This is a genomic window from Streptomyces sp. NPDC000880 (genome assembly GCF_053599675.1).
On sequence record NZ_JBSFMS010000025.1, the window covers coordinates 1 to 22,914 of the forward strand.

Sequence of the window (22,914 nt, forward strand, 5' to 3'; positions counted from 1 at the left end):
CCCGCTCACCGCTTGACCGGGTGCGGCCCTCTCCGCCGGCCGCCCGTGGTGGCCCGCCGAGAGGGCCGCAGCCGCCGGGACACCGGAAGTGCGAAGCCCTCCGCGGGGTGTTGCAATGGCCTGGAGGGCTGTCCGCCGGCTGAAAGCAACGCCGCGCGGACCGTCCCCGCGGCGGTCCGCGCCGCACGCACCGTGGGAGATGAGTGAACATGCCCGGGAAGGACAACGAGCAGAAGGCCGCCGCCCCGGCCCCCGAGGGCGCGTCGCCGACTTCCCCCGTCGACGACATGAGCAACAAGATCGACAGGCTCAAGCAACTGAGCGACCTGAAGGCCCAAGGGGCGCTGACCGAAGAGGAATTCAAGGCACAGAAGCGCCAGATTCTCGGCTGACACCGGACATGGGGGACTGGGAAGGGACGACCCCATGACGGAGCCGAGTCCGCGGCCGGCCGCACCCGGCGGCGGAACGCAGCCGCAGGAGGCGGACCGGCTGCGCGACATGTTGCGCAGCCCGGGTTATCTCAAGGCACTCGTGTTCCGCGCCCCATCGGTATTCCGGTGTCGCTCGCCGCTTTCTGGTTCCTCGTCGCGCTCCATGAGCTGGAGCAACCTGGGCCCGGAAGCTCCGCTGATCGCCCTCGGCGGTGGCCTGGCGCTTCTCTTCAGGCACCTCGCCCGCGCGCCGGCCACCCCGCAGAGCACGGTGCTCCTGAGCGTGGCCGGGGCCGCGGCCGCCCTCTCGGCGATCTTCGGGAACCCGCTGATCGCCGCCGTGCTGCTCATGGAGGTGGCGGGGGTCGGCGGTCCGCAACTGTTCGCGGTCATGTTGCCGGCGCTGCTGTCCAGCGGGGTGGGTTCGCTCGTGTTCACCGGCTTCGGCAACTGGACCGGCTTCTCGACCGGCAGTCTGTCCCTGAAGCTGGGCGCACCTCCGCGTCTCGACGCCGGAGACGTGCTCTGGTCGGTGCTGATGGCCGTCGCGATCGGTGCCGCCGTGCGTCTGGGGGTCGTACCGGGACTGGCCGCGGGCATGGCGGCCAGTCCCGGCCAGTGCCCTGCGGCTGCCGGTCAGCAGCGTGGTGCTCGTCGTCCTGCTGCTCGGCAGCGCCGCCATGATCCCCGTGGTGATCCTGGCGGCCGTCGTGGCGTTCGTGACCACCGAGCTGCTTCCTCCCGGCCGCGCTGCTGCGCCGGTGGGCAAGCCCGCCGGATCTCCGCCCGCCGACGCCGGACCGGCCTGAGAGCGGCGTCAGGCCGCCGCGGAACAGTCCCCGAGGTGCGAAGCGGATCGCATGGGCCGATGTTGGAGGTAACCCGATCGGCCGCACGGGAGACCGTCCGGCCGGTCGTACGAGATGAAGGAGCGCACCATGACGAGTCATGTGAGCGGAACCCGGGCGGGCGCCGCATCGCGGAGTTCGACGAAGAGCGGCCTCGGCAGCGGGTGGTTGGTCTTCGCCGGTGTCCTGATGGTTTTCGGCGGTTTCATGACGCTCTTCGCGGGCATCGCCGCCATCGCCAACGACGACGTGTTCGTCGCCACCAACAACTACGTCTACCAGTTCGACCTCACCGGTTGGGGCTGGATCCATCTCATCCTCGGCGTCGTGATCGTTCTCGCCGGTTTCGCCCTGTTCCAGGGCACCACGTGGGCGAGGGTCGTCGGTGTGGTGCTGGTAGGTCTGGGCATGATCGCGAACTTCCTGTGGCTGCCCTACGCGCCGTTCTGGGCGATCGTGCTGCTTGCCATCGACGGCTTCATCATCTGGGCGCTGTGCGCGGCTCCGAGTCCATCGGAGAGCTGAGGCGCGGGACTCCACCGGCTCCGGCGCGTGCCGGAGCCGCAGGGGTGCCTGCGGCCTTGGTGCTCGTCATCGGCGCGTCGGGATCGGGTAAGTCCACGGTGGCCCGGCTGCTCGCCGGCCGACTCGGCCGGACCTTCCGGGACGCGGACGATTTCCAACCCCCGGCCAACCGCGCCAAGATGGCGGCCGGTGAACCGCTGACCGACGCGGACAGGCCACCGTGGCTGAACGCCATCGCCGCCTGGATGGACCAGCAGATCGCGGCACGGCAACCGGCCGTCGTCACTTGCTCCGCGCTCAAGCGCGCCTACCGGGACCAACTGCTCGGCGGAAGGCCCGGGGTGCGCCTGGTGTACCTGCACGGTTCGCGGGAGCTCATCCGCTCCCGACTGGCCGCCCGGCCCGGCCACTTCTTTCCGGCCGGATTGCTGGACAGCCAGTTCGCGGATCTTCAGGAGCCGGAGCCTGACGAACACCCATGCGTTGTGGAGATCGACCAGCCGCCGGAAGCCGTCGTCGAGGCCATCGTCTCCTTGCTGCGCGTGGATTCTGCCCAGGATCACCCGCCCACCGGCGTGGCAGCGGCCCGCACCGCCCCGACCGAGGAGCCGCTCATGCCCCCACCCGCGACAGGGGAACAGTGGCAGCTGCGCCACGGCGGGCAGACGGCCGTCGTGGTCGAGCTGGGCGGAGCCCTGCGCCACTACGAGGTGGACGGCCGGCAGCTGCTGGACGGGTTCACCGCCGACGCACGGATCACCGGCGGCCGAGGGCAGCTTCTCGTCCCCTGGCCCAACCGGGTGGGCGGCGGGCGCTACCACTTCAACGGTCAGGGCCTGCAACTCCCGCTGACCGAGCCGGAGAAGCACAACGCCATCCACGGACTGCTGCGCTGGACCCCGTGGCAGCTGCTCGCCCGCAGCGACGACGGAGTCAGGGTGGGCACCACGCTCTTCCCGCAGCCGGGATATCCCTTCCACCTGGAGGTATTCGCCGAGTACCGGCTGGGTCCTGAGGGGCTCGAGGTCACCGTCACCGCGACCAACGTAGGGGACACCGCGGCACCCTTCGGTGTGGGCCAGCACCCCTATTTGACGGTGGGCACCGGTCCGGTGGACACGGCGCTGCTGACCGTGCCTGCCCGCTACCGGCTGCGCACCGACGAGCAGGGTCTGCCGACCGGCCAGGAACCGGTCGAGGGCACTGAGTACGACTTCCGCACCCCTCGCCCCATCGGCGAGGCGCAGCTGGACACCGCCTTCGGCGGACTCGACCGTGACGGCTCCGGCCGGGCCGCGGTGCGGCTGGCCCACCCCTCGGGCCTCCATGGCATCGACCTCTGGCTCGGTGAAGGCAGCCGATACGTACAGGTGTACACCGGTGACACGCTGCCCGAGCCCGAGCGGCGGCGGCGCGGTGTCGCCGTGGAGGCCATGTCCTGCCCGGCGGACGCCTTCCGCAGCGGTACGGATCTCACCACCCTCGAGCCGGGCGGCAGTCATGTGCTCCGGTGGGGACTCGGCCCGTGGGAGACCAGCGGCTGAGGCCGGCGCCGCTGTCGCGGCCCCCGACCGGCCGATCGACAATGAGGCCGATCGACAATGAGACGGCCGTACGCACAACTCGTCGGCGGGAGGCAGCATCGTCATGACCCCGCGCACGGAACCACCGGCCCCGCAGTCCCTGACCACGGACGCCTTCCGGGCGCTGTACGAGCAACTGCGCGACGGGGCTCGGCGCAGTCCCGACGACCGGCTCGGGGCGCTCGGCCACCTGACGCCCGAGCGCGTGGTGGCAGCCGCCGCCGAGGTCCGGTCCGGCCGTACGGTGTCCCTCGCCGCGCCCATCGAGACCCGGCCCGGGCCGGACAATCCTGAACCCGCGGACCACCGGATGACCGGAGCCGCTGCCGGTGGCATCGGCGCGGGCGGGCTGCACTTCGCCGTCGACCGGTTCGCGATGAACGTGCACGGGGACGCCGACAGCCATCTCGACGCGCTCTGCCACGTGCTGTTCGACGGTGAGCTCTACAACGCGGTCCCCGCGAGCAGTGTGACACCGGACGGCGCCGGTTCACTCTCCCTCGACGTGGTTCGGGACGGCATCGTCGGCCGCGGGGTGCTCCTGGACATCCCACGACTGCGCGGCGTGCCCTGGCTGGAGCCCGGCGATCATGTGACGGCCACCGACCTGACCGCCGCCGAGGCCGCCCAGGGGGTCCGGGTCGGCCCGGGGGACCTGCTGCTCGTCCGGGTGGGTCACCGCCGCCGGCGCCGCGAACTCGGGGCTTGGAACACGGCGCAGGCCCGGGCCGGCCTTCATCCGACAGCGGTGCGGTTCCTGGCCGAGCGGCAGGTCGCGGTGCTCGGCTCGGACGGCAACAACGACACCGCCCCCAGCGCGGTGGCGGACATCGCCTTTCCCGTGCATGTGCTGGCCATACACGCCATGGGGCTGCACCTGATGGACTATCTGCAGTTCGAGGAGCTGGCTCCCGCGTGCGAATGCGAGGGCCGTTGGAGCTTCCTGTGCGTGGTGGCCCCGCTTCGGCTGCCCGCCGCCACCGGCTCTCCGGTGAATCCGATCGCCGTCCTGTGAACGCGGCCCGACGGCCGCGGCAGCGGCGGTCCGGTCGCCGTGAACCGAAAGGGCGGATAAGTTCGAATGGGTGGGACGGCTGCTTTTCCGCAGCGCGCAGTAACAGGTCCCGGCGGGAGCGCAGGGCCGCGAGCGCAAGGACGGTGGTCGCCGTGGGCGATGCCCCTCACTACGACGTCATCATCATCGGTACTGGCGCCGGCGGCGGTACGCTCGCCCACCGGCTCGCCCCCTCCGGAAAACGCGTGCTCATCCTCGAGCGCGGTGACTTCCTCCCGCGTGAGCGGGACAACTGGGACTCCACCGCCGTGTTCGTCAAGGGCAAGTACCGGGCCCCGGAGTTCTGGTTCGACAAGCACGGCAACGAGTTCCCGCCCGAGGTCAACTACTACGTCGGAGGCAACACCAAGTTCTACGGCGCCGCCCTCTTCCGGCTGCGCCCCGAGGACTTCGGCGAACTCCGCCACCACGACGGCATCTCGCCCGCATGGCCGATCCGCTACGAGGACCTGGAGCCGTACTACACCCAGGCCGAACACCTCTACCTGGTGCACGGGCGGCACGGCGAGGATCCCGGCGAGGGGCCGGTGAGCGCGCAATACGCGCACCCGCCCGTCGAACACGAGCCGCGCATCCAACAGCTCAGCGACGACCTCGAGAAGCGCGGACTGCATCCGTTCCACCTGCCCATCGGCGTCAATCTGAGCCAGGACGGAAACGGCCGGGCGACCCATTCCAGCGTCTGTATCCGCTGCAACCGGGTGGACGGCTTCCCGTGTCTGGTGCGTGGCAAGTCCGACGCCCAGGTGATCTGCGTCGAGCCCGCACTGCAGCACCCGAACGTCGAGATGATCACCAACGCCCGGGTGGCCAGGCTGGAGACCGACCCGGCCGGGCGCAGCGTCAGCACGGTCGTCACCCGGCTCGCGGATGGCTCCGAGGCCCGGTTCGAGGCGGACGTTGTGGTCGTCGCGTGCGGGGCGGTCAACTCCGCAGCTCTGCTGCTGGCATCGGCCAGCGACCGGCACCCCCGAGGACTGGCCAACAGCTCCGACGTAGTCGGCCGTCATTACATGCGGCACAACAACCTGGCGTTGATGGCCTTGTCGAAGGAGCCCAACGACACTCAGTTCCAGAAGACCCTCGCCCTCCACGACTGGTACTTGGGAGCGGACGACTGGGACTACCCGCTGGGCGGCATCCAGATGCTCGGCAAGTCGGACGCCGAGCAGATCCACGGCGAGGCCCCGCGCTGGGCCGGAGCCGTGACCCCGGATCTGCCGTTCGAGGTGATGGCACATCATGCCGTCGACTTCTGGCTGTGCGGCGAGGATCTGCCTCTTCCGGACAGTCGCGTCACCCTGGATGCGGACGGCAGGATCCACCTGTCCCTCGACGAGAAGAACAACGTCGCCGGGCTGAAGCGCCTGCAGCACAAACTGCGGGGAATGCTTGGCCACTTGGGCATGCACGAACACCAACTGCTGTCGCACAGCATCTATTTGCACAAGGGCATGCCCATCGGCGCCACCGCGCACCAGGCCGGCACTGTCCGGTTCGGCGACGACCCGAGCAGCTCTGCCCTGGACGTCAACTGCAAGGCTCACGACCTGGACAACCTGTACGTGGTCGACACGAGCTTTTTCCCGAGCATCGGTGCGGTCAATCCGTCGCTGACGGCCATGGCCAACGCCTTGCGGGTCGGCGACCACATCGTTGACCGGCTGACCTGACCTGACCTGACCTGACCGGCTGACCTGACCTGACCGGCTGACCTGCCCGCCGGCCGACGGCTGGGCCGACCGGGCGAAGATCGTCGGCCCAACGGCCCAACGGGAACTCGCAGAGCGTGCCACCCCCCGTCCGCCGGTGGTTCTGTGACGAGCCGGGCTCGACCGGCGCTGCGGCCCGCGGGACCGGGGGCCATGCACCGAGGAGGCAGGCAATCGTGAATCCCACCGCCGGCGCAGCACAGGGCGTAATCCCAGCGCAACTGCTGAAAGGCCAGAAAGCGCTGGTCACCGGCGCCAATTCCGGTATCGGCAAGGCGACGGCCATCGGTCTGGGCCGGGCAGGCGCCGACGTGGTCGTGAACTACGTGGCCGACCGTGAGGCCGCCGAGCAAGTGGTCAAGGAGATCACCTCGTTCGGTGTGCGTGCGGCGGCGTACGAGGCGGATGTGTCCAAGGAGGACCAGGTCGTCGGCATGGTGGACCGGATGGTCCAGGAGTTCGGGACGATCGACATCCTCGTCGCCAACGCCGGTCTGCAGCGCGACGCCCCGTTCATCGAGATGACCCTCGCCCAGTGGCAGAAGGTGCTGGACGTCAACCTGACGGGTCAGTTCCTGTGCGCCCGTGAGGCGACGAAGGAGTTCCTGCGGCGCGGGGTCGTCCCGGAGGTGTCGAGCGCGGCAGGAAAGATCATCTGCATGAGCTCGGTCCACCAGCTCATCCCGTGGGCAGGGCATGTTAACTACGCCTCCTCCAAAGGCGGCGTACAGATGATGATGGAGACACTGGCGCAGGAACTCGCACCGCAGAAGATCCGAGTGAACGCGGTCGCCCCGGGAGCCATCAAGACGCCGATCAACCGTAGCGCCTGGGAGACGCCGGACGCCCAGGAGGATCTGCTGCGGCTCATCCCCTACAAGCGCATCGGCGACCCCCAGGACATCGCCAATGCCGTCGTCGGCCTCGCGTCCGACCTTATGGACTACGTAGTGGGGACCACCCTTTACGTGGACGGCGGGATGACCCTCTTCCCCGGATTCGCCACCGGCGGCTGACCTCTCCTGAACGTCGCGAGCAGCAAAGGCATGTATGCACACCACGCTCCACCTGCTGGCGGACGCCCCGGCTCAACTGCTTCCGGCCAGACAGCTCATGGCATTCACCCTGGCCTCCCACATCATCCTGGTGCCCTTGGGGGTGGCGCTGCCGCTCCTCACCCTGGTGATGCACTATCGCGGCCTGCGCCGGAACGACCCCGTCGCCCTGCTCCTTGCCAGACGCTGGTCGGCCGTCATGGCGGTTCATTTCGCGGTCGGCGTCGTCACCGGCACCGTCCTGTCTTTCGAGTTCGGCCTGCTCTGGCCGGGCCTGATGGGCAAGTGGGGTGACGTCTTCGGCATCGGATTCGGTATCGAGGCCTGGGCCTTCTTCCTCGAAGCGGTACTCATTGCCATCTATCTCTACGGCTGGCGCAGACTGAAGCCGCGGACCCACTTCCTGCTTGGCCTGCCGCTTCCCGCAGCCGCACTGCTCGGGGCGTTCGGCATCCTGGCGGCCAACTCGTGGATGAATACGCCCCGAGGCTTCTCACTCGACTCCGACGGCAACCCCGTCGACGTCGACATCTGGTCGGCGATCTTCACCCCGATGTTCGGACCGCAGTACTGGCACTTCGTCGTGGCGATGCTGGTGACCGCGGGATACGTCGTCGCCGGCGTCTACGCGGTCGGCTGGCTGCGGGGCCGCAGAGACCGCTACCACCGGCTGGGTTTCACCCTTCCCTTCACCGTTGCCGCGGTGTTCACCCCGGTGCAGCTCATGCTGGGAGACTCCATCGCACGGTCGGTCTTCCACAAGCAGCCGGTGAAGTTCGCGGCGACGGAGATCGTCTGGGAGACCGACACCCATGTGCCGGAGTACTTGTTCGGACGCCTTCACCCGGACGGAACCATCTCCGGCGGCATCAAGATCCCCCAACTCGACTCCATCCTGGCCGGGTTCAGTCCCGACACCAAGGTGACGGGACTGGCGTCCGTACCGGCGAACGACCGGCCGACGGCCACTCAGGCCACCATCGCCCACTGGGCCTTCGACATCATGGTCGTGATCGGCTCGCTGCTGGTACTCCTCGCCCTCTGGTACGGCCTGGTCTGGCTGCGGCACCGCCGGCTGCCCGCCTCCCCGTGGTTCTTCCGCAGCGCGGCCTGTGCGGGAGTCGCCTCGGTCGTCGCCGTCGAATGCGGCTGGATCACGACCGAAGTGGGACGCCAGCCCTGGATCGTCTACCAGAACATGCGGGTCGCGGAAGCAGTGACATCGACCCGCTCCACCAGCCTGTGGATCATGCTCGGTGTGGTGATCGTGGTGTACGTGCTGATCTTCGGCTCACTGCTCGCCGTACTGCTCAAGATGCGTACCCGCTGGAGACTTGCCGACGAGGGCCGGGAGGCCGGGGAGCCGGGCGAGGGACCGGAGACGGACACGCCCTACGGGCCCCGCTCCCGGCCGCCCGCCGACGAGGCACTCGCCTCCCGTGGCGCCGGGTCCGGAGCGGACGCGGACGGGCTCTCATGACCGCGAACGTCATCGCCGCTGTACTGCTGCTCGCGGTGGCCGCCTACGCCTGCGCCGGCGGCACCGACTACGGGGCCGGGTTCTGGGACCTGGCCGCCGGCGGTGCGGAACGCGGCAAGCGCCCCAGATGGCTGATCGACCACGCCATGGCACCCGTCTGGGAGGTCAACAATGTCTGGCTGATCTTCGTCTTCGTCATCATGTGGACCGGATTCCCGACGCTGTTCCAGACCGTGTTCTCCGCGATGTGGCTGCCGCTGGCGCTCGCCGCCATCGGCATGGTCGTGCGCGGCGCCGGGTTCGCGCTGCGCAAACCCGCCCGGCGTCTGGCCCGTCGGCGCATCTTCGGGGCGGTGTTCGCCGTCGCCTCGCTGCTCACCCCCTTCTTCCTCGGCGCGGCCGTAGGCGGCATCGCCTCCGGCCGGGTGACGCCGGGAACCGAAGCCTCGACGGAAGCCTGGTCCAACCCCACTTCCATCCTCTTCGGGCTGCTCACCGTCGCATCGACGGCCTTTCTCGCAGCCGTGTTCCTGGCCAGAGACGCCGCACGCTTCGGCGCGCCCGACCTCGTCGGCTACTTCCGGCTGCGGGCGCTGGGCAGCCTCGCCGTCGTAGCCGTGCTGGGAGGGGCCGCGCTCGCCGTCACTCACGGCGACGCCCCCTATGTGTGGAACGGGCTCACGGGCGGCCTCGGCCTCGGGTTCGTCGTTCTGGCCGGAGTGTGCGCCGTCGCCACGGGCTGGCTCCTGCTCCGGGCGTCCGGGGCCTGGTCCCGCATCACGGCGGTCGGCGTGGTCGCGGCGGCCGTCATCGCTTGGGGGGTCGCCCAGCGCCCCTACCTCATCCCCACGTCCCTGACCGTGGCGGACGGCGCCGGCGCTCCCACGACGCTGCGCTGGCTCGGCGTCGTCACGCTCGTCGCCGTAGTACTCGTCGGGCCTGCCGTCGTCCTGCTCTACTGGCTGGACACCCACGGCGAGCTGGAACCCCTCACCGACGCCGACCTGCAGCGGAGCGCGCCCGGCGTCGCCGGCACGGCCGACGGCGACTGACCATCCGGCGCCCGCGGCAGGGTACGGAGGTACGCGGCAAGCCGTGTGCAGCGGCTGTCATGCGGGTGCGGCGGCCACCCGGCCGGCCTGTACCGCGTCGACCAGGGACCGGTGGTCGCGCTCGTTCTGGTCCGCGTAACTCTCCGCGAACTCCGTCAGCGCACGGTCGAAAGCGTCGCCGCCTCCCAGGTACGCGGCGATGGCGATCCGGTCCCCGGAGCGGGCGTGAGCGCGGGCCCCGCGCGCGGGTGACACCGTCGTGCTCCTCGGCCCCGGGCCGCCGGGCCCGTGATGCCGGTCCGACTCGTCCTGGGCGGCTGACCGTCGTACCCGGCGGCACCTATGACCCGTTGCCGCCGGCCCGGTTCAGCGTCGCGTCCAGGGTGATGGCCGCGTCAATGAGAGCGAGATGGGTGAACGCCTGTGGGAAGTTTCCCAGCTGCCGCCCGGTCAGGTCGATCTCCTCCGAGTACAGGCCGAGGTGATTGGCGTACGTCAGCATCTTCTCGAGGACGAGCCTGGCCTGATCGGTCCGCCCTGCCCGCGCCAGCGCGTCGACGTACATGAACGTGCACAGGGAGAAGGTTCCTTCGGAGCCGCGCAGGCCGTCGGGCGATGCCTCGGGGTTGTACCGGTACACCAGGCTGTCGGACACCAGCTCCCGGTCCATCGCGTCCAGCGTGGAGATCCACATGGGATCGTCCGGGGTGATGAAGCCCACGGTGGGCATCCGCAGCAACGACGAGTCGAGCACATCACTTCCGAAGTGCTGGACGAAGGCCTTGCGCCCGGCATCCCAGCCCTGTGTCAGGATCTGCTCGTAGATCTTGTTCCGCTCACCGGCCCAGCGCTCGACCGCGGCCGGCCGGCCGCTGGCGGCCGCCAGTCGCAGCGCACGGTCGAAGGCGACCCAGGACATCACCCGGCCGTAGGTGAAGTTCTTACGACCGCCACGGGTCTCCCACAGGCCCTCTCCGGGCTGGTCCCAGTGGTCGGTGAGCCATTCGAGGAGGGTGAGCAGCGAGGTCCAGCCCTTGTGGTCCAGCCCAATTCCGCGCTGGTGGGCGAAGTAGATGCTGTCCAGCGCCTCGCCGTAGATGTCCAGTTGCAGCTGGTCCGCGGCGCCGTTGCCGATGCGCACCGGGGCAGAGCCCTGGTACCCCTCCCAGTGCTCCAGGATCTCTTCGGTGAGGTCGGACGAGCCGTCGACCCGGTACATGATGTTCAGCGGTCCCGTGTCACTGGCACTGCCCGCCCTCTCTTTCACGCGGTCGCGCAGCCAGCCGATGAAGGAGGTCGCCTCCTCCTTGAACCCCAGTCCCAGCAGGGCGTACACGGAGAACGAGGCGTCGCGGATCCAGGTGAACCGGTAGTCCCAGTTGCGCTCGCCGCCCAGTTGTTCCGGCAGTCCCGCCGTCGGGGCGGCGACCAGAGCGCCGCTGGGTGCGTACGTCATCAGCTTCAGCGTCACGGCGGAGCGCTCCACCGCCTCCCGCCACCGGCCCGAGTAGCGGGACTGGCTCAGCCAGGACCGCCAGTACCGGACGGTGTCGTCGAAAAGCTTCTGGAACTCGGTGAGGCGGATCTCGCGTGGCGGTCCGTCGGCGGACGACTCCATGACCAGACCCCGCTCCTGACCGGCCTGCAAGGTCAGCGAGAAGTGCAGGTCCTGTTCGCCTGTGAGGGAGTTCACCAGCCGCTCGTCCTGCGGTTCCCGGACCGCGTGCACGGTCAACTCCAGTTCCTCCGCGGCGAACACCGCCCCGTGCTCGGTGAGGTGCAACTTGTGCGGCTTACGGCCGTAGTCGAACCGGGGGGCGATCTCGACCTCGAAGGTCATGCTGCCGCGGACGCACCGCAGCATGCGGACCAGACGATGGCGAGGGGTGGCCGTCCGCCCGGTCACCGGCATGAAGTCGACCACCTCGCCGGCACCCGCCTCGGTCATGAACCGGGTCACGAGAACCGCGGTGTCGGGAAAGTACAACTGCTTGGTCGCGTAGGTCTTCTGGGCCGGGGCGACCGTGAAATGCCCGCCCTTCTCACGGTCCAGCAAGGCGCCGAACACGCTTGGCGAGTCGAAGCGTGGACAACAGAACCAGTCGATGGTCCCATCGGTGGTCACCAGCGCCGCGGTCTGCAAATCACCGATCAGGCCGTGATTCTCGATCAGCGGGTAGTCGTCCATCGTGAGTCCCTTTCGGCCCGTGCCGAAAAACGCACCGCGTGCGCAGCCATCAGTACGGCTCCCTCGCATCGCGCATGTGAATCACCCATTTGCCGTTGCGCCGACCCGGTGCCACCCGGTGCCACCCGGACAGCTTAAGCAAGGAATTCCCCACGGGCCTGCCGAGGCGACGACGGCCCTTTGAGCGACGGAAACACGGCGCAGGATCGTAAGTGCGCAACACGGCGGAGCCGGACGGATTCCTGTCTCTGCGCCCGCCGAGGAGCGGCATTACCGTGGACGCGAAGGCCTGATCTCAGAACTGAACCCGGAGGGTGCCCGTGCTGTCGAGCCTCGCGCCTGTGCCCAGCAGGGGAAGGGTCCGCGCGTGCGGACGATGATGTCCTGGGCGACCGCGTTCCGGCTGCGGCAATACGCCAAGGCCAGCTTGTGGATCGTCCCGCTGTTGGGATTTGCACTCGGGGTGATTCTCGCGGAGTGTGCCGTGGCCGCGGACGCGGACTGGCTGCCGACAAACTGGCGGTATTCGGCGACAACGGCGAGCGGTGTGCTGAGTGCCATCGTCGGGGCCATGGTCGCCCTGCTCGGATTCGTCGTGACCATCGGCGTACTCGTCGTCCAGCAGGCCACGGGAACGCTGTCCCCCCGGTACATGCGCCTGTGGTACCGGGACCGTCTGCAAAAGGCCGTTCTGGCCACCTTCACCGGGACGTTCGCGTTCGCCTTCTCCCTGCTGCGCACCATCGAGTCGGACTCCGTCCCCGACCTGGGAGTCACCTTGGCCGGGATGCTCGTCGCCGTCAGCCTCCTGCTTCTGCTGGTCTACCTCAGCCGCTTCACCCACAACCTCCGGCCGGTGGCCATCGCCGACCTGGTCGGACGGATGGGGGAGGAGATCCTCATCCGCCGGGCGGCCAAGACCGGCGGCGCCGCGCTCCTCGACGATGAAACCGCGCTGCCGGGCGGCCCGGTGACGCGCATCCGGTCCGAACGCGGCGGAGCCATCCAGGCGTTCGACATGGCCGGGCTGACCCGCGCCGCGGTCCGCCACGACTGCACCTTCGTGGTCATCCACCCCGTCGGGGACTTCGTACCGCCCGGCGCCACCGTCGTGGAGGTCCATGGCGGGATCTCGGCGCCCGATCCGCGGCGGGTGACCGGACTCGTCGCCCTCGGCGCAGAGCGGACCATCGAGCAGGACCCCGCCTTCGCCCTGCGCATTCTCGTCGACATCGCCATCCGAGCCCTCTCCCCGGCAGTGAACGACCCCACGACCGCCGTCCAGGTGCTGAATCACATCGAGGCGTTCCTGTACACCGTCGGCAGGACCGAACTCCGCCGCCGCTATGTGCTCGGCGACGACCGTGGCCGACCGCGACTGGTGGTGCCGAGCCGGGGCTGGGAGGACTACCTTCAGCTCGCCGTCACCGAGATCCGTGAGTACGGGGCGAGGTCCACCCAGATCTGCCGGCGGCTGTGCGCTGCTGGAAGGCCTGCTGGATACCTTGCCGGCCGATCACCTGCCGGCGGTCCGCACGGAGCTCGAGCTCCTGGAGGAGGCGGTCGAGCGGGAGTTCACCGACCCTGTCCGCCGCGCCACGGCGCGCACGAGCGACCGTCAGGGCATCGGAGGCGGGCACCGACCGGCTGCACCGCCCGGATGAGCGGGCGGCCGCATCGGTCGATCTGAGCCCGGCCCGCCGCGGGGTGCCCAAGCGTCCGTCTGCCCTGACCAGGTGTGCCGCGTGGCGAGGCATGCACCCAAGCGGCCCAGGACAGCTCGCGTGTGCCCGGTCCGCGGGGGTCTGCTGGTATCCACCCATCCGTACGGGGAGGACGCGCGAATGCCCGACAATGGAGCGACTGGCCCAAACGCAGGCGCGGAGCACGCCGGGGCGCCGGGCGCGGACGACGCGCGCGCCGAAATGGAGCAGCTGCGCACTCGCGTCGCGTCGCTGGAGTCCGACGTGGCGTCCCGGGTTCCCCACCACCGGTGGAGGTCCTTCTTCGCGGCGCTGCTCATCGTCATCGGCTGCGTCCTAGCACCTCTCGGCGCCGTTGCGGCGTGGGCGGCGGACGAGGTCGGCGACACGGACCGGTACGTCGATACGGTCGCACCTCTCGCCTCCGACCCGGACATCCAGGCGGCCGTGGCGAACCGGGTCACCAACGCGGTGATGGAACACATCGACCTGGCGACCCTGCTGGAGGGTGCGGCCCCTGCGGACCGGCCCCTCCTGCAGAAGGCGCTCGGCATGCTGGGCGACTCGCTGGAGAACGCCGTCCGCAGCTTCGTCCACGACAAAACGCAGGAGATCGTCGCCTCCGAGACCTTCGAGAGGATCTGGACCGACGCCAACCGCCGGATTCACGCAGCCGTGGACAAAGCCCTGACGGGCAGCGCCGACAGCGCGGTGAAGATCAACAACGACTCGGTGACCGTCGATCTGGGCCCGGTCGTCGACCAGGTCAAACAGCGCCTCGTCGACGAAGGAATGACGGTGGCCGCAAAGATCCCCGAAGTGCACACCGACTTCACGATCCTGCGAGCCGACAACATCGGCAAGGTCAAGACCGCCTTCCAGCTCCTTGAGCTCGCCGGGTTCTGGCTGCCGGTGATGGCGGTGGTGCTGATCGCCGCCGGCGTCCTGCTCTCCGTCCACCGCCGGCGTACCCTCGCGATTTCCGCACTCGCCTTCGCCTTCGCCATGCTGATCCTCGGCATCAGCCTGGCCGTGTTCCGCGTGGTGTATCTGAACGAACTGCCGGAGAGTGTCTCGCAGCCTGCCGCCGGGTCCGTCTACGACACACTGACGCGCTACCTGCGCACCACGGTCCGCATGACCGTGGTGCTCGGCGTAGTGATCGCGCTGGCCGCCTGGCTGACCGGGCACGGCCGACGGGCAACGCTCGTGAGGCAGTTGTGGAATGCGGGCATCGGGGCGGTGCGCTCCACCGCCGACCGCGCGGGTCTGCGAACCGGGCCGGTCGGCCCCTTCGTCCGCCGCTACCGGACATGGATCACCTGGGTGCTGGTCGCCGCGGCCGTCCTGACCTACCTCCTGTGGAGCTACCCCACGGGCTGGGTCGTCGTCGGCATCGCGCTCGGGCTGCTCCTCGCGCTGGCAGTGGTGGAATTCCTGGCAGAGGGCGAGGCGGACGGAAGCACACCGGAGGTGGCGTCACAGGACTTGCCCCCACGGTGAACGTGGGGTCCCTCCAGCGGCCCGGAGGTCCCTGCCGTGCTGATAGCGCTTACGGCCTGGAAGTCCGTGGTCACCGTGGGTGATCCCGGGTCGGGGCTCCCTGGCGTGGGCGCGCCGGGGTCAGCGGTCGGCGATGTCCTCACGGAGGCCGTCCGAGAACTCCCACCACGACAGCGGAAGCCAGTCGCCGTTGACAAAGGCATCGACAGTCGCACCGCGACCACGTACAGCCACCGTCGTTCCGGGCGGGTACGTGGTGCCGGACAGGCCGGGTACAGGGACGAGTAGGGTCCCGAGCCGTTGTGCTGCCACTTCTCGCCCTCCTTTTCTCGGTACGACATCAGGGCGGGTCTTCCTGTCGAGATTACCGGGTTGTCTCTTGGCGCAGTCCGGAGAATCATGAGAGATAGGTCACGCGGAAATCACTGCATCGCCAAGCGGAGGGTGGCAGCCATGAAAGCCGTCGTGTACAAGGGACCGTTCACCGTGGCGGTCGAAGAGGTTGAAAAGCCCAAGATCCAGCACCCGAACGACGTGATCGTACGGATCACCTCCACCGCGATCTGCGGCTCCGACCTGCACATGTATGAGGGTCGTACCGCAGCCGAGCCCGGCATCGTCTTCGGCCACGAGAACATGGGAATCATCGAGGAAATGGGGCAGGGCATCACCTCGCTCAAGAAGGGCGACCGCGTGGTCTTGCCCTTCAATGTCGCCTGCGGGTTCTGCACCAATTGCGTCGAGGGATTCACCGGATTCTGTCAGACCGTCAATCCCGGCTTCGCGGGCGGCGCTTACGGATATGTCGCCATGGGGCCCTGGCCCGGCGGCCAGGCGGAATACCTGCGCGTTCCCCACGCCGACTTCAACTGCCTGAAGCTGCCGCCGGGAAACGAGCACGAGACCGACTTCATGCTGCTTGCCGACATCTTCCCCACCGGCTACCACGGCTGTGAACTCGCCCAGGTGCGCCCGGGCGAGAGCGTAGCCGTGTACGGCGGTGGGCCGGTCGGGCTCATGGCTGCCTACTCGGCCCTGCTGCGCGGCGCGAAGAAGGTGTTCGTCGTGGACCGGGTTCCCGAGCGGCTGGAGAAGGCCCGGGAGATCGGCGCGGTTCCGATCAACTTCGCCGAGGGCGATCCCGTGGAGCAGATCAAGGAGCAGACCGAGGGTGTGGGCACGGACAAGGGTGTGGACGCCGTCGGCTACCAGGCGACGGCGCGCGGCACTGACCGCGAGGAACCGGCGACCGTCCTGAACTCGCTCGTCGGCACGGTCCGGGCCACCGGAGCGCTCGGCGTGCCCGGTCTCTACGTCCCGGCCGACCCCGGAGGCCCTGACGAGCAGGCCAAGCACGGCATGCTCCTCGTCTCGATCGGCAAGCTCTTCGAGAAGGGCCTGCGGTTGGGGACGGGGCAGTGCAACGTGAAGCGCTACAACCGGCGCCTGCGGGACATGATCATCGAGGGCCGGGCGAAGCCGAGCTTCGTCGTCTCGCATGAACTGCCCCTGGACCAGGCGCCGACGGCGTACGACAAGTTCGACAAGCGGATCGAGGGCTACACGAAGGTGGTGCTGCACCCGTAGCGGAAGGTCCCACGGCAGCACGTATGAGCGGGGCTCCCACAACCGGCTGAGTGCCAGGTGTGCGCGGGCCCCGCCTTACCGCCGCCGATGAACCAGCGCGCCCGCGCCATTCGGGTCATGCGGCGGGCTGTCGGGAGGGCGCCCGTCCCTGTATGAAGACCTGGGCCGGCCGGTGTTCCTCGATGCTGTGCATGATCTCGAAGGTGTCGCCCATGCCGTGCAGCAGGTGAACGCCGTGGTTCACGTCGTCCACCTCGTTCCGGCCCGGACGGGGGCGTCCTGACGTGCGGTGGACGGGGTCAGTGAGGGAGTGTCACCTGGAAAGTGGTGTGCCCGGGGCTGCTGTTGACGTTGACGGTGCCGCCGTGTGCGGTGACCACGGCGTGGACGATGGCGAGGCCGAGGCCGGTGCTTCCCGTACTGCGTGAGCGGTTGTGGTCCGCACGGACGAAGCGGCCGAAGACTTCGGGCTGCAGTTCTCCGGGGATTCCCGGTCCGTTGTCGGTCACCGCCAGGCAGACGGCGGTGTCCTCGGCCGTGAGCGATACGGTCACTTCGGTGCCGTCCGGTGTGTGGGAGCGGGCATTGGCGAGGAGGTTGCCGATCGCCTGCTGGAGGCGGTGCGCGTCGCCGCTGACGGTCACGGGTTCTTCGGGGAGGTCGAGGTGCCATCGGTGGCCCGGCCCGGCGGCCCGTGCGTCGATTGTCGCGTTCAGGACCAGCAGGGTCAGATCGACCGTCTCTTGTTCGAGGGGTCGTCCCGCGTCGAGGCGGGCGAGGAGAAGCAGGTCGTCGACGAGCCGGGTCATGCGCTGCGACTCGGACTGGATGCGCTCCAGGGCGTGGCGGACCTCGGCGGGGATCGGGTCTTGGCGGCGCAGGGCGAGTTCGGCGTGGCCGCGGACGTTGGCGACCGGGGTGCGCAGTTCGTGGCTGGCGTCCGCGGCGAAATGCCGCAGCCGTTCCTCGCTCGCCTGGCGTCGGGTCAGGGCGTCCTCGACGTGGCCGAGCATGTGATTCAGTGCGGTGCTGACCTGGCCGACCTCGGTACGCGGATCGGCGTCGGGCAGTGGGCCGGGCATGGCGACCTCGCCGCTGGCGAGCGGCAGTCCGGCGACGTTGGCGGCTTGTGCGGTGACCCGCTGCAGGGGGCGCAGGGAGATCCGTACCCACACGGCGCCCGCGATGCCGGTCGCCACGAGGGCTGCGCCGAACACCACGGCCTCGACCGCTCTCAGCCGGTCCACGGTCTCTTCCACATGGTGAAGCGGCAGGCCGGTGATCAGGATGTCGCCGTCGTCGCCTTTGACTGCGTTGACACGGTAGGCGCCGAGTGCAGACAGGCGGATGTCGTGGCCGTGCCCATCAGCCGGTACGCCCGCCAGGGCATGGCGGTCGTCCGCGGTGAGCGGGATGCCGCGCTCGGCCGCGTCGGCGACCACTGCCGCCTGGGTCACAGCGCCGTTGAGCAGCCTGGCGCCGACGGTGGACTCGGCCTGCCCGCGCGTGTCGGGGCTGTTGTCGGCATCGGGTCTGGCTTCGTGTTCCAGGCTGGCGGCGAACCGGCCGCCGGACGCGGTCAACTGTTGGTCCAGGCGTTCCACCAGGAACCCTTTGAGGGCAAGTGCCGTGGTGACACCGACAGCGAGGCACGCCGCGGCGAGCAGCAGGACGAGTACGGCCGTGAGCTGGCCACGAAGGGTGTGCGGGGGCGGCCGTCTCACGAGGTCTCCGGCTTGAGGACATAACCGACACCCCGGACCGTGTGGATCATCGGGGTGCGGTTGGCGTCGATCTTCTTGCGCAGATAGCTGATGTAGAGCTCGACGATGTGGGCGCGACCGCCGAAGTCGTAGGCCCAGACCCGGTCGAGGATCTGGTCCTTGGACAGCACACGGCGCGGGTTGCGCATCAAGAACCGGAGCAGTTCGAACTCGGTCCGGGAGAGCTCGATGACCTCCCCGGCGCGCCTGACCTCCCTGGCTTCCTCATCCATCATGAGGTCGCCGACCGTCAGCCAGTTCTGGCCCGGCGCCGCGGCCATTCCTGCGCGGCGCAGCAGCCCGCGCAGGCGTGCCAGGAGTTCCTCCAGGCTGAAGGGCTTGGTGACGTAGTCGTCACCGCCCGCCGTGATGCCGGCGATCCGGTCCTCAACCGCGTCGCGTGCGGTCAAAAACAGCACACACACGCTCTGAGCCTCGCGCCGCAGTTCGCGCAGAACCTGCAGGCCGTCGATGTCGGGAAGCATCCAGTCCAGTACGACCGCATCGGGCCGGAAGTCACGCGCCGTCGTGAGCGCAGAGGCTCCGTCGGGGGCCGTACGGACCTGCCACCCCTCGCCGGTCAGCACACCCGCAAGCACTTCGGTCAGATCGGGTTCGTCGTCGACAACGAGGACCCGCACCGGTCCCCCGTCGGGGCGGCGCAGGAGGGGCTGGCTGCGGTGGTCGTCCATGGTCTGTCCAGCATCCCCCGGAGCCGCGCCCGGTGGGCTGTCGACTTTCTTTGAGTTTCCTCTGAATCCTCGCTGAGCGGGGCTCTGAGCCCGCGATTCACAAGGAACTCAGAGGTTTGGTTGTGACGCTGGCCGCCCATCGCCGGAGCGAGCCTTGCGAGGAGCCTCATGGCCACCCAGTTCACCTCCGCCACGAACGCGAGCCGCGGTATGCGCCACCGCCAACCTCGGCGAGACGTCGTGCCTCTTCTTGCCCAGCTGGCGATCTGGGCGGGGGGCGCTGCCGTGCTGGCCCTGTGGTGGAGCGACACCACTTCCGTCGTCGGGCCCGCGGGCTGGCTCACCAACGCGGGACGTATCACCGGCCTGCTCGCCGGCTACGCCTGTGCGGTCCTGCTGGCCCTGATGGCCCGCATCCCGCTCCTTGACCACAGCATCGGCAGCGACCGGCTGGCCCGCTGGCACGCCATGGGCGGCCGCTGCACCATTTCGCTTGCCCTCGCCCACACCTTGCTGATCATCTGGGGCTACTCCTTGAGCTCCCACACGAATGTGGTGAGCCAGACCTCAACCCTGGTCCTGGACTACCCGGAACTCCTCAAGGGCACCGCCGGCTTTCTGCTGTTCCTCGTCACCGGCATCCTCTCCGCCCGTGCCGCCCGCCGCAGGATGCGCTACGAGACCTGGCACTATCTGCACTTCGCCACCTACCTGGCGGTCTTCCTCACCTTCGGCCACCAGCTCGCCAACGGCGCGGACTTCGTCGGCAACGGCTCCGCACAATTCGCCTGGTACACGCTCTACATCGGCGTCGCGGCCCTGGTCGCCTGGTACCGCTTCGCCGTCCCCCTGCGCCGCGGCATGCGTCACCACCTGCGGGTCGCCGCGGTCCGTCCCGAGGCCCCCGGCGTGGTCTCGGTCCACCTCACCGGCGAACATCTGGAAGAACTCAGTGCCGAGCCGGGCCAGTTCTTCCGCTGGCGCTTCCTCGCCCCCGGACTGTGGTGGACCGCCAATCCCTACTCCCTGTCCGCCCCCGCGCATCCCCGCTTCCTGCGCATCACCGTGAAGACGGCCGGTGGACACAGCGCCGCGCTCGCACAGCTCGCCCCCGGCACCCGGGTGTGGGCCGAGGGCCCGTACGGGGCATTCACCGCCGCACGCCGCACGGCCCCCAAGGTCCTGCTGCTCGGTGGCGGCGTCGGCATCACACCCTTGCGCACGCTCTTCGAGACGATTCCGGGACAGGTGACGCTCATCTACCGCGCCAGACGCCCGGAGGACCTCGCCCTGCGCCCCGAACTCGACGCTATCGCCGCCCTCCGCCAGGCCGTCGTTCACTACGTCGTCGACGAACCGGCCCAGTACTCCTCGCCGCTCACCGCGCAGGCCCTGAGACGGCTGGTCCCGGACCTGGCCGCGCACGACGTCTACCTCTGCGGCCCGCCAGGCATGACGGAGGCCGCGATACGCGCCCTGCGCGACGCCGGCGTACCGCACCGCCGTATCCATCACGAGTCGTTCACATTCTGAAGGAGAACCGCCGTGCGCCGAGGCATGCTCATCACCGCCGCGACCAGTGCCCTGATCGTCGCGCTGCTGTCCCTCAAACCACACCAGCCTCCTGCCCTGGCCGGCGTGACACCCCGCCCAACAAGCACGTCGACCCCGAACACCACGACGAGCGCCCCGCCCGGCGCGCAATCCGGAACCGGCACGTTCACCGGCGATCCCATCTACACGCGGTACGGGACCGTGCAGGTGGCCGCCACCCTCGCGAATGGCAAGCTCACAGCCGTACGAGTGGTCCAAGCGCCCAACGAGAGCGGCCGGGACCAGGAGCTCTCCTCATACGCGCTACCGCGCCTGACCCAGGCAGCCCTGGGTGCCCAGAGCGCGCACATCGATGCCGTCTCCGGAGCCACCTACACCAGCGAGGGCTACATCCAGTCCCTGCAGAGCGCGCTGGACCAGGCCGGTGCCTGACAGTGGGCGTGGCCTGCGCCATGTCGAGCACGTGATGGGCACGGTGTTCTCCTTCGACATCCGCGACAAGGCCACCTCCGCGATCCACCGTGCCCTGGCCGAGGCCGTACGCGGACTGCACCACGTCGACGCCGTGTTCTCCACCTACCGCCCCGACAGCGTCATCAGCCGACTCGCCCGTGGCGCAACCGGCCTCCACGCCTGCCCGCCAGAGGTCCATGAGGTCCTCGCCCTGTGCGCGGGGGCAGCCCGGATCAGCGACGGCTGGTTCAGCACCACCCCGGGCGGCACCCTCGATCCCTCCGGACTGGTCAAGGGATGGGCGGTCGAAGGCGCCTCCCGACTCCTTCATGAGGCCGGTGCACTCAACACCTGCGTGAACGGCGGCGGCGACCTCCAGCTGCGCGGCGAAGCCGCCCCCGAAACCCCCTGGCGCATCGGCATCGCCCACCCCTTGCACCCCGCGGAGCTGGCCACGGTGGTGAGCGGACGCGACCTGGCCATCGCCACCTCAGGAACTGCCGAACGCGGCCCCCACATCCGCGACCCCCACAACGGCGAACCCGCCACCAGCCTCGCCTCCATCACCCTCACCGGCCCCCGGCTGACCACGACGGATGCCTACGCCACCGCGGCATTCGCCATGGGCGACGCAGCACGCACCTGGGTGGAATCGCTGGACGGATACGAGGCGCTCGCGATCACACCCGACGGGCAGGCATGGCATACCTCGGGTTTCACCAGCACGCAGTGCTGGTGAGTTGCGGACGGTGCCGGGAGACGTGGGGCGGTGAGCGCCGCAAGCATTTGACCGCCCAGGATGGTGCCGCAGCACTTGCCTGGGCCGGTGGATCAGTCGTCGGACAGCAGCGGACCGAAGGTCTGACGCCCGAGCTCCACGGCGCGCCTGGTCGATGACTCGACCGGTGACGTCCGGGTGCCGATTTGCCCATGCGGTTGCGGAGGCAGGGTCGGTGAAGAAGTTCAGTGCATCGCAGCAGACTGCGGCTGCGGGCCCTGAGCATGCGCGACGTCCGACGAATACAACTGCCGTCGCCGGCTCCCATGATGCTTGTCCGTCCTCGACGATGACGGTGACCGGCTCGCCGGTCACCGGGTCGGACGAGGAGATCATCAGGTCCTTTCCCAGCATGGCTTCGATGCCCAGTGCGTCGATGGCGCACATTGACCACACCTCGGGGCCGTCGGTGATCCGGACACGGTGCCGCGTGGGCTGGGCAGAGAACGGATACGCCGCCCTGATCCGGCCACATCCTCACCCGGCAGACCTGATGTTTCGGCTCTGCACGGTTCGCGGGGGTTGCATTCCGTACCCAGGTACAGATTTACCGTCGCAGACGAGAGAAGAGAGAGGGTCCGGCGATGACATGGGTGCCGGAGGTCTGCACACTGCCGACTGAGGAGCAGCCGCTTCGGGTGGCGGAGTTCGACGGGCTGTTCGCCGACGCGTTGCAACGCATCGAGCGCGTCGAGCCGGGGAGGCTGCGACTGGTGCTGGACGGGACGGCGGAGGAGCGCGCACGGGAGCTCGCCCAGCGTGAGAGCAGCTGCTGCTCGTTCTTCACCTTCAGCCTCGACCGTGACTCGTCCCGCCGGGCGCTGATGGACGTGGCCGTGCCGGCCGAGCACACCGCAGTGCTGGACGCGCTCGCCGTCCGTGCCGCAGCCGCGGCAGCGAAGAGGGCATCGTGACGGCCGAGGCGGGGG

The 22,914-nt window shown here is 69.2% G+C and carries 21 protein-coding genes and 3 pseudogenes; 17 read left to right on the forward strand and 7 right to left on the reverse strand.

Annotation, left to right across the window (positions count from 1 at the left end):
- Positions 1 to 209 precede the first annotated feature (209 nt).
- From ACWDO5_RS11265 to ACWDO5_RS11310, 10 genes and pseudogenes are all read left to right on the forward strand, one after another.
- Entirely contained in the window at positions 210 to 392 is a 183-nt protein-coding gene (locus ACWDO5_RS11265; RefSeq protein WP_450530069.1) for an SHOCT domain-containing protein, read from the forward strand.
- 205 nt (positions 393 to 597) lie between these two features.
- Positions 598 to 936, forward strand: a pseudogene (locus ACWDO5_RS11270) (chloride channel protein); the annotation flags it as partial.
- Between the two features lie 142 nt (positions 937 to 1,078).
- Positions 1,079 to 1,243, forward strand: coding sequence for a hypothetical protein (locus ACWDO5_RS11275; RefSeq protein ID WP_450530124.1), 165 nt, complete (start codon positions 1,079 to 1,081; stop codon positions 1,241 to 1,243).
- Positions 1,244 to 1,372: 129 nt separating this feature from the next.
- Positions 1,373 to 1,807, forward strand: a complete 435-nt coding sequence (locus ACWDO5_RS11280) for a DUF7144 family membrane protein (protein WP_450530117.1) — start codon at positions 1,373 to 1,375, stop codon at positions 1,805 to 1,807.
- Positions 1,808 to 1,851: 44 nt separating this feature from the next.
- Positions 1,852 to 3,351 (forward strand): gluconokinase, GntK/IdnK-type, encoded by a 1,500-nt coding sequence (locus ACWDO5_RS11285; RefSeq protein WP_450530118.1) that lies wholly within the window; start codon positions 1,852 to 1,854, stop codon positions 3,349 to 3,351.
- Positions 3,352 to 3,454: 103 nt separating this feature from the next.
- The gene (locus ACWDO5_RS11290) at positions 3,455 to 4,405 is read left to right on the forward strand and encodes a cyclase family protein (protein WP_450530070.1); all 951 of its coding nucleotides are present in this window, start codon (positions 3,455 to 3,457) and stop codon (positions 4,403 to 4,405) included.
- A 152-nt stretch (positions 4,406 to 4,557) separates the two neighbouring features.
- Entirely contained in the window at positions 4,558 to 6,138 is a 1,581-nt protein-coding gene (locus ACWDO5_RS11295) for a GMC oxidoreductase (protein WP_450530071.1), read from the forward strand.
- Positions 6,139 to 6,353: 215 nt separating this feature from the next.
- A complete protein-coding gene (locus tag ACWDO5_RS11300; RefSeq protein WP_450530072.1) occupies positions 6,354 to 7,193 on the forward strand; it encodes an SDR family oxidoreductase in 840 nt (279 codons plus the stop codon).
- Positions 7,194 to 7,227: 34 nt separating this feature from the next.
- Positions 7,228 to 8,712 (forward strand): cytochrome ubiquinol oxidase subunit I, encoded by a 1,485-nt coding sequence (locus ACWDO5_RS11305; RefSeq protein WP_450530073.1) that lies wholly within the window; start codon positions 7,228 to 7,230, stop codon positions 8,710 to 8,712.
- A complete protein-coding gene (locus tag ACWDO5_RS11310; protein WP_450530074.1) occupies positions 8,709 to 9,764 on the forward strand; it encodes a cytochrome d ubiquinol oxidase subunit II in 1,056 nt (351 codons plus the stop codon). Before ACWDO5_RS11305 ends, ACWDO5_RS11310 begins: the two co-directional genes overlap by 4 nt.
- Positions 9,765 to 9,821: 57 nt before the next feature.
- On the opposite strand, the pseudogene ACWDO5_RS11315 reads toward ACWDO5_RS11310, so the two are convergent.
- Together ACWDO5_RS11315 and ACWDO5_RS11320 are read right to left on the reverse strand one after the other, a co-directional pair.
- Positions 9,822 to 10,001 (reverse strand): annotated as a pseudogene (locus ACWDO5_RS11315) (DUF2252 family protein); the annotation flags it as partial.
- A gap of 103 nt (positions 10,002 to 10,104) precedes the next feature.
- Positions 10,105 to 11,952 carry a glycoside hydrolase family 15 protein gene (locus ACWDO5_RS11320; RefSeq protein ID WP_450530075.1) on the reverse strand — a complete coding sequence of 616 codons (1,848 nt, stop codon included), beginning with the start codon at positions 11,950 to 11,952 and terminating at the stop codon, positions 10,105 to 10,107.
- 376 nt (positions 11,953 to 12,328) lie between these two features.
- On the opposite strand from ACWDO5_RS11320, the gene ACWDO5_RS11325 reads away from it, so the two are divergent.
- Both ACWDO5_RS11325 and ACWDO5_RS11330 read left to right on the forward strand, forming a co-directional pair.
- A complete protein-coding gene (locus ACWDO5_RS11325; protein WP_450530119.1) occupies positions 12,329 to 13,642 on the forward strand; it encodes a DUF2254 domain-containing protein in 1,314 nt (437 codons plus the stop codon).
- Between the two features lie 154 nt (positions 13,643 to 13,796).
- A complete protein-coding gene (locus tag ACWDO5_RS11330) occupies positions 13,797 to 15,158 on the forward strand; it encodes a hypothetical protein (protein WP_450530076.1) in 1,362 nt (453 codons plus the stop codon).
- 120 nt (positions 15,159 to 15,278) lie between these two features.
- On the opposite strand, the gene ACWDO5_RS11335 is transcribed toward ACWDO5_RS11330, so the two are convergent.
- Positions 15,279 to 15,470: a hypothetical protein gene (locus ACWDO5_RS11335; protein WP_327326814.1), complete on the reverse strand. Its 192-nt coding sequence runs from the start codon at positions 15,468 to 15,470 to the stop codon at positions 15,279 to 15,281.
- Positions 15,471 to 15,611: 141 nt separating this feature from the next.
- On the opposite strand from ACWDO5_RS11335, the gene ACWDO5_RS11340 reads away from it, so the two are divergent.
- Positions 15,612 to 16,745 (forward strand): glutathione-independent formaldehyde dehydrogenase, encoded by a 1,134-nt coding sequence (locus tag ACWDO5_RS11340; RefSeq protein WP_450530077.1) that lies wholly within the window; start codon positions 15,612 to 15,614, stop codon positions 16,743 to 16,745.
- A gap of 115 nt (positions 16,746 to 16,860) precedes the next feature.
- Here the strand turns inward: ACWDO5_RS11340 and ACWDO5_RS11345 are convergent, their stop codons facing one another.
- The 3 genes from ACWDO5_RS11345 to ACWDO5_RS11355 are packed head-to-tail and all read right to left on the reverse strand — an operon-like array spanning position 16,861 to position 19,200.
- On the reverse strand, positions 16,861 to 16,989 hold the full coding sequence (locus ACWDO5_RS11345) for a hypothetical protein (RefSeq protein WP_450530078.1): 129 nt from the start codon (positions 16,987 to 16,989) through the stop codon (positions 16,861 to 16,863).
- Positions 16,990 to 17,044: 55 nt separating this feature from the next.
- Entirely contained in the window at positions 17,045 to 18,469 is a 1,425-nt protein-coding gene (locus ACWDO5_RS11350; protein WP_450530079.1) for a HAMP domain-containing sensor histidine kinase, read from the reverse strand.
- Positions 18,466 to 19,200 (reverse strand): response regulator transcription factor, encoded by a 735-nt coding sequence (locus ACWDO5_RS11355; RefSeq protein WP_450530080.1) that lies wholly within the window; start codon positions 19,198 to 19,200, stop codon positions 18,466 to 18,468. Before ACWDO5_RS11355 ends, ACWDO5_RS11350 begins: the two co-directional genes overlap by 4 nt.
- Before the next feature lie 168 nt (positions 19,201 to 19,368).
- Between ACWDO5_RS11355 and ACWDO5_RS11360 the strand changes: the two genes are divergently transcribed.
- The 3 genes from ACWDO5_RS11360 to ACWDO5_RS11370 are packed head-to-tail and all read left to right on the forward strand — an operon-like array spanning position 19,369 to position 21,946.
- The gene (locus tag ACWDO5_RS11360; RefSeq protein ID WP_450530081.1) at positions 19,369 to 20,733 is read left to right on the forward strand and encodes a ferredoxin reductase family protein; all 1,365 of its coding nucleotides are present in this window, start codon (positions 19,369 to 19,371) and stop codon (positions 20,731 to 20,733) included.
- Positions 20,734 to 20,745: 12 nt separating this feature from the next.
- A complete protein-coding gene (locus ACWDO5_RS11365) occupies positions 20,746 to 21,186 on the forward strand; it encodes an FMN-binding protein (protein WP_450530082.1) in 441 nt (146 codons plus the stop codon).
- Positions 21,187 to 21,220: 34 nt separating this feature from the next.
- The gene (locus ACWDO5_RS11370) at positions 21,221 to 21,946 is read left to right on the forward strand and encodes an FAD:protein FMN transferase (RefSeq protein ID WP_450530120.1); all 726 of its coding nucleotides are present in this window, start codon (positions 21,221 to 21,223) and stop codon (positions 21,944 to 21,946) included.
- Between the two features lie 204 nt (positions 21,947 to 22,150).
- Here ACWDO5_RS11370 and merB read toward each other — a convergent pair.
- A pseudogene (gene merB / locus ACWDO5_RS11375) lies at positions 22,151 to 22,372 on the reverse strand (organomercurial lyase); the annotation flags it as partial.
- A 197-nt stretch (positions 22,373 to 22,569) separates the two neighbouring features.
- Here merB and ACWDO5_RS11380 point away from each other — a divergent pair.
- Positions 22,570 to 22,899 (forward strand): hypothetical protein, encoded by a 330-nt coding sequence (locus ACWDO5_RS11380; RefSeq protein ID WP_450530083.1) that lies wholly within the window; start codon positions 22,570 to 22,572, stop codon positions 22,897 to 22,899.
- Positions 22,900 to 22,914: the final 15 nt, after the last annotated feature.

Coding starts and splice junctions, on each gene's coding strand:
- ACWDO5_RS11360 (WP_450530081.1), top strand. CDS start 19,369: ATGGCCACCCAGTTCACCTCCGCCACGAACGCGAGCCGCGGTATGCGC.
- ACWDO5_RS11290 (WP_450530070.1), top strand. CDS start 3,455: ATGACCCCGCGCACGGAACCACCGGCCCCGCAGTCCCTGACCACGGAC.
- ACWDO5_RS11310 (WP_450530074.1), top strand. CDS start 8,709: ATGACCGCGAACGTCATCGCCGCTGTACTGCTGCTCGCGGTGGCCGCC.
- ACWDO5_RS11355 (WP_450530080.1), bottom strand. CDS start 19,200: ATGGACGACCACCGCAGCCAGCCCCTCCTGCGCCGCCCCGACGGGGGA.
- ACWDO5_RS11370 (WP_450530120.1), top strand. CDS start 21,221: ATGGGCACGGTGTTCTCCTTCGACATCCGCGACAAGGCCACCTCCGCG.
- ACWDO5_RS11320 (WP_450530075.1), bottom strand. CDS start 11,952: ATGGACGACTACCCGCTGATCGAGAATCACGGCCTGATCGGTGATTTG.
- ACWDO5_RS11265 (WP_450530069.1), top strand. CDS start 210: ATGCCCGGGAAGGACAACGAGCAGAAGGCCGCCGCCCCGGCCCCCGAG.
- ACWDO5_RS11340 (WP_450530077.1), top strand. CDS start 15,612: ATGAAAGCCGTCGTGTACAAGGGACCGTTCACCGTGGCGGTCGAAGAG.
- ACWDO5_RS11330 (WP_450530076.1), top strand. CDS start 13,797: ATGCCCGACAATGGAGCGACTGGCCCAAACGCAGGCGCGGAGCACGCC.
- ACWDO5_RS11380 (WP_450530083.1), top strand. CDS start 22,570: ATGACATGGGTGCCGGAGGTCTGCACACTGCCGACTGAGGAGCAGCCG.
- ACWDO5_RS11280 (WP_450530117.1), top strand. CDS start 1,373: ATGACGAGTCATGTGAGCGGAACCCGGGCGGGCGCCGCATCGCGGAGT.
- ACWDO5_RS11305 (WP_450530073.1), top strand. CDS start 7,228: ATGCACACCACGCTCCACCTGCTGGCGGACGCCCCGGCTCAACTGCTT.
- ACWDO5_RS11325 (WP_450530119.1), top strand. CDS start 12,329: ATGATGTCCTGGGCGACCGCGTTCCGGCTGCGGCAATACGCCAAGGCC.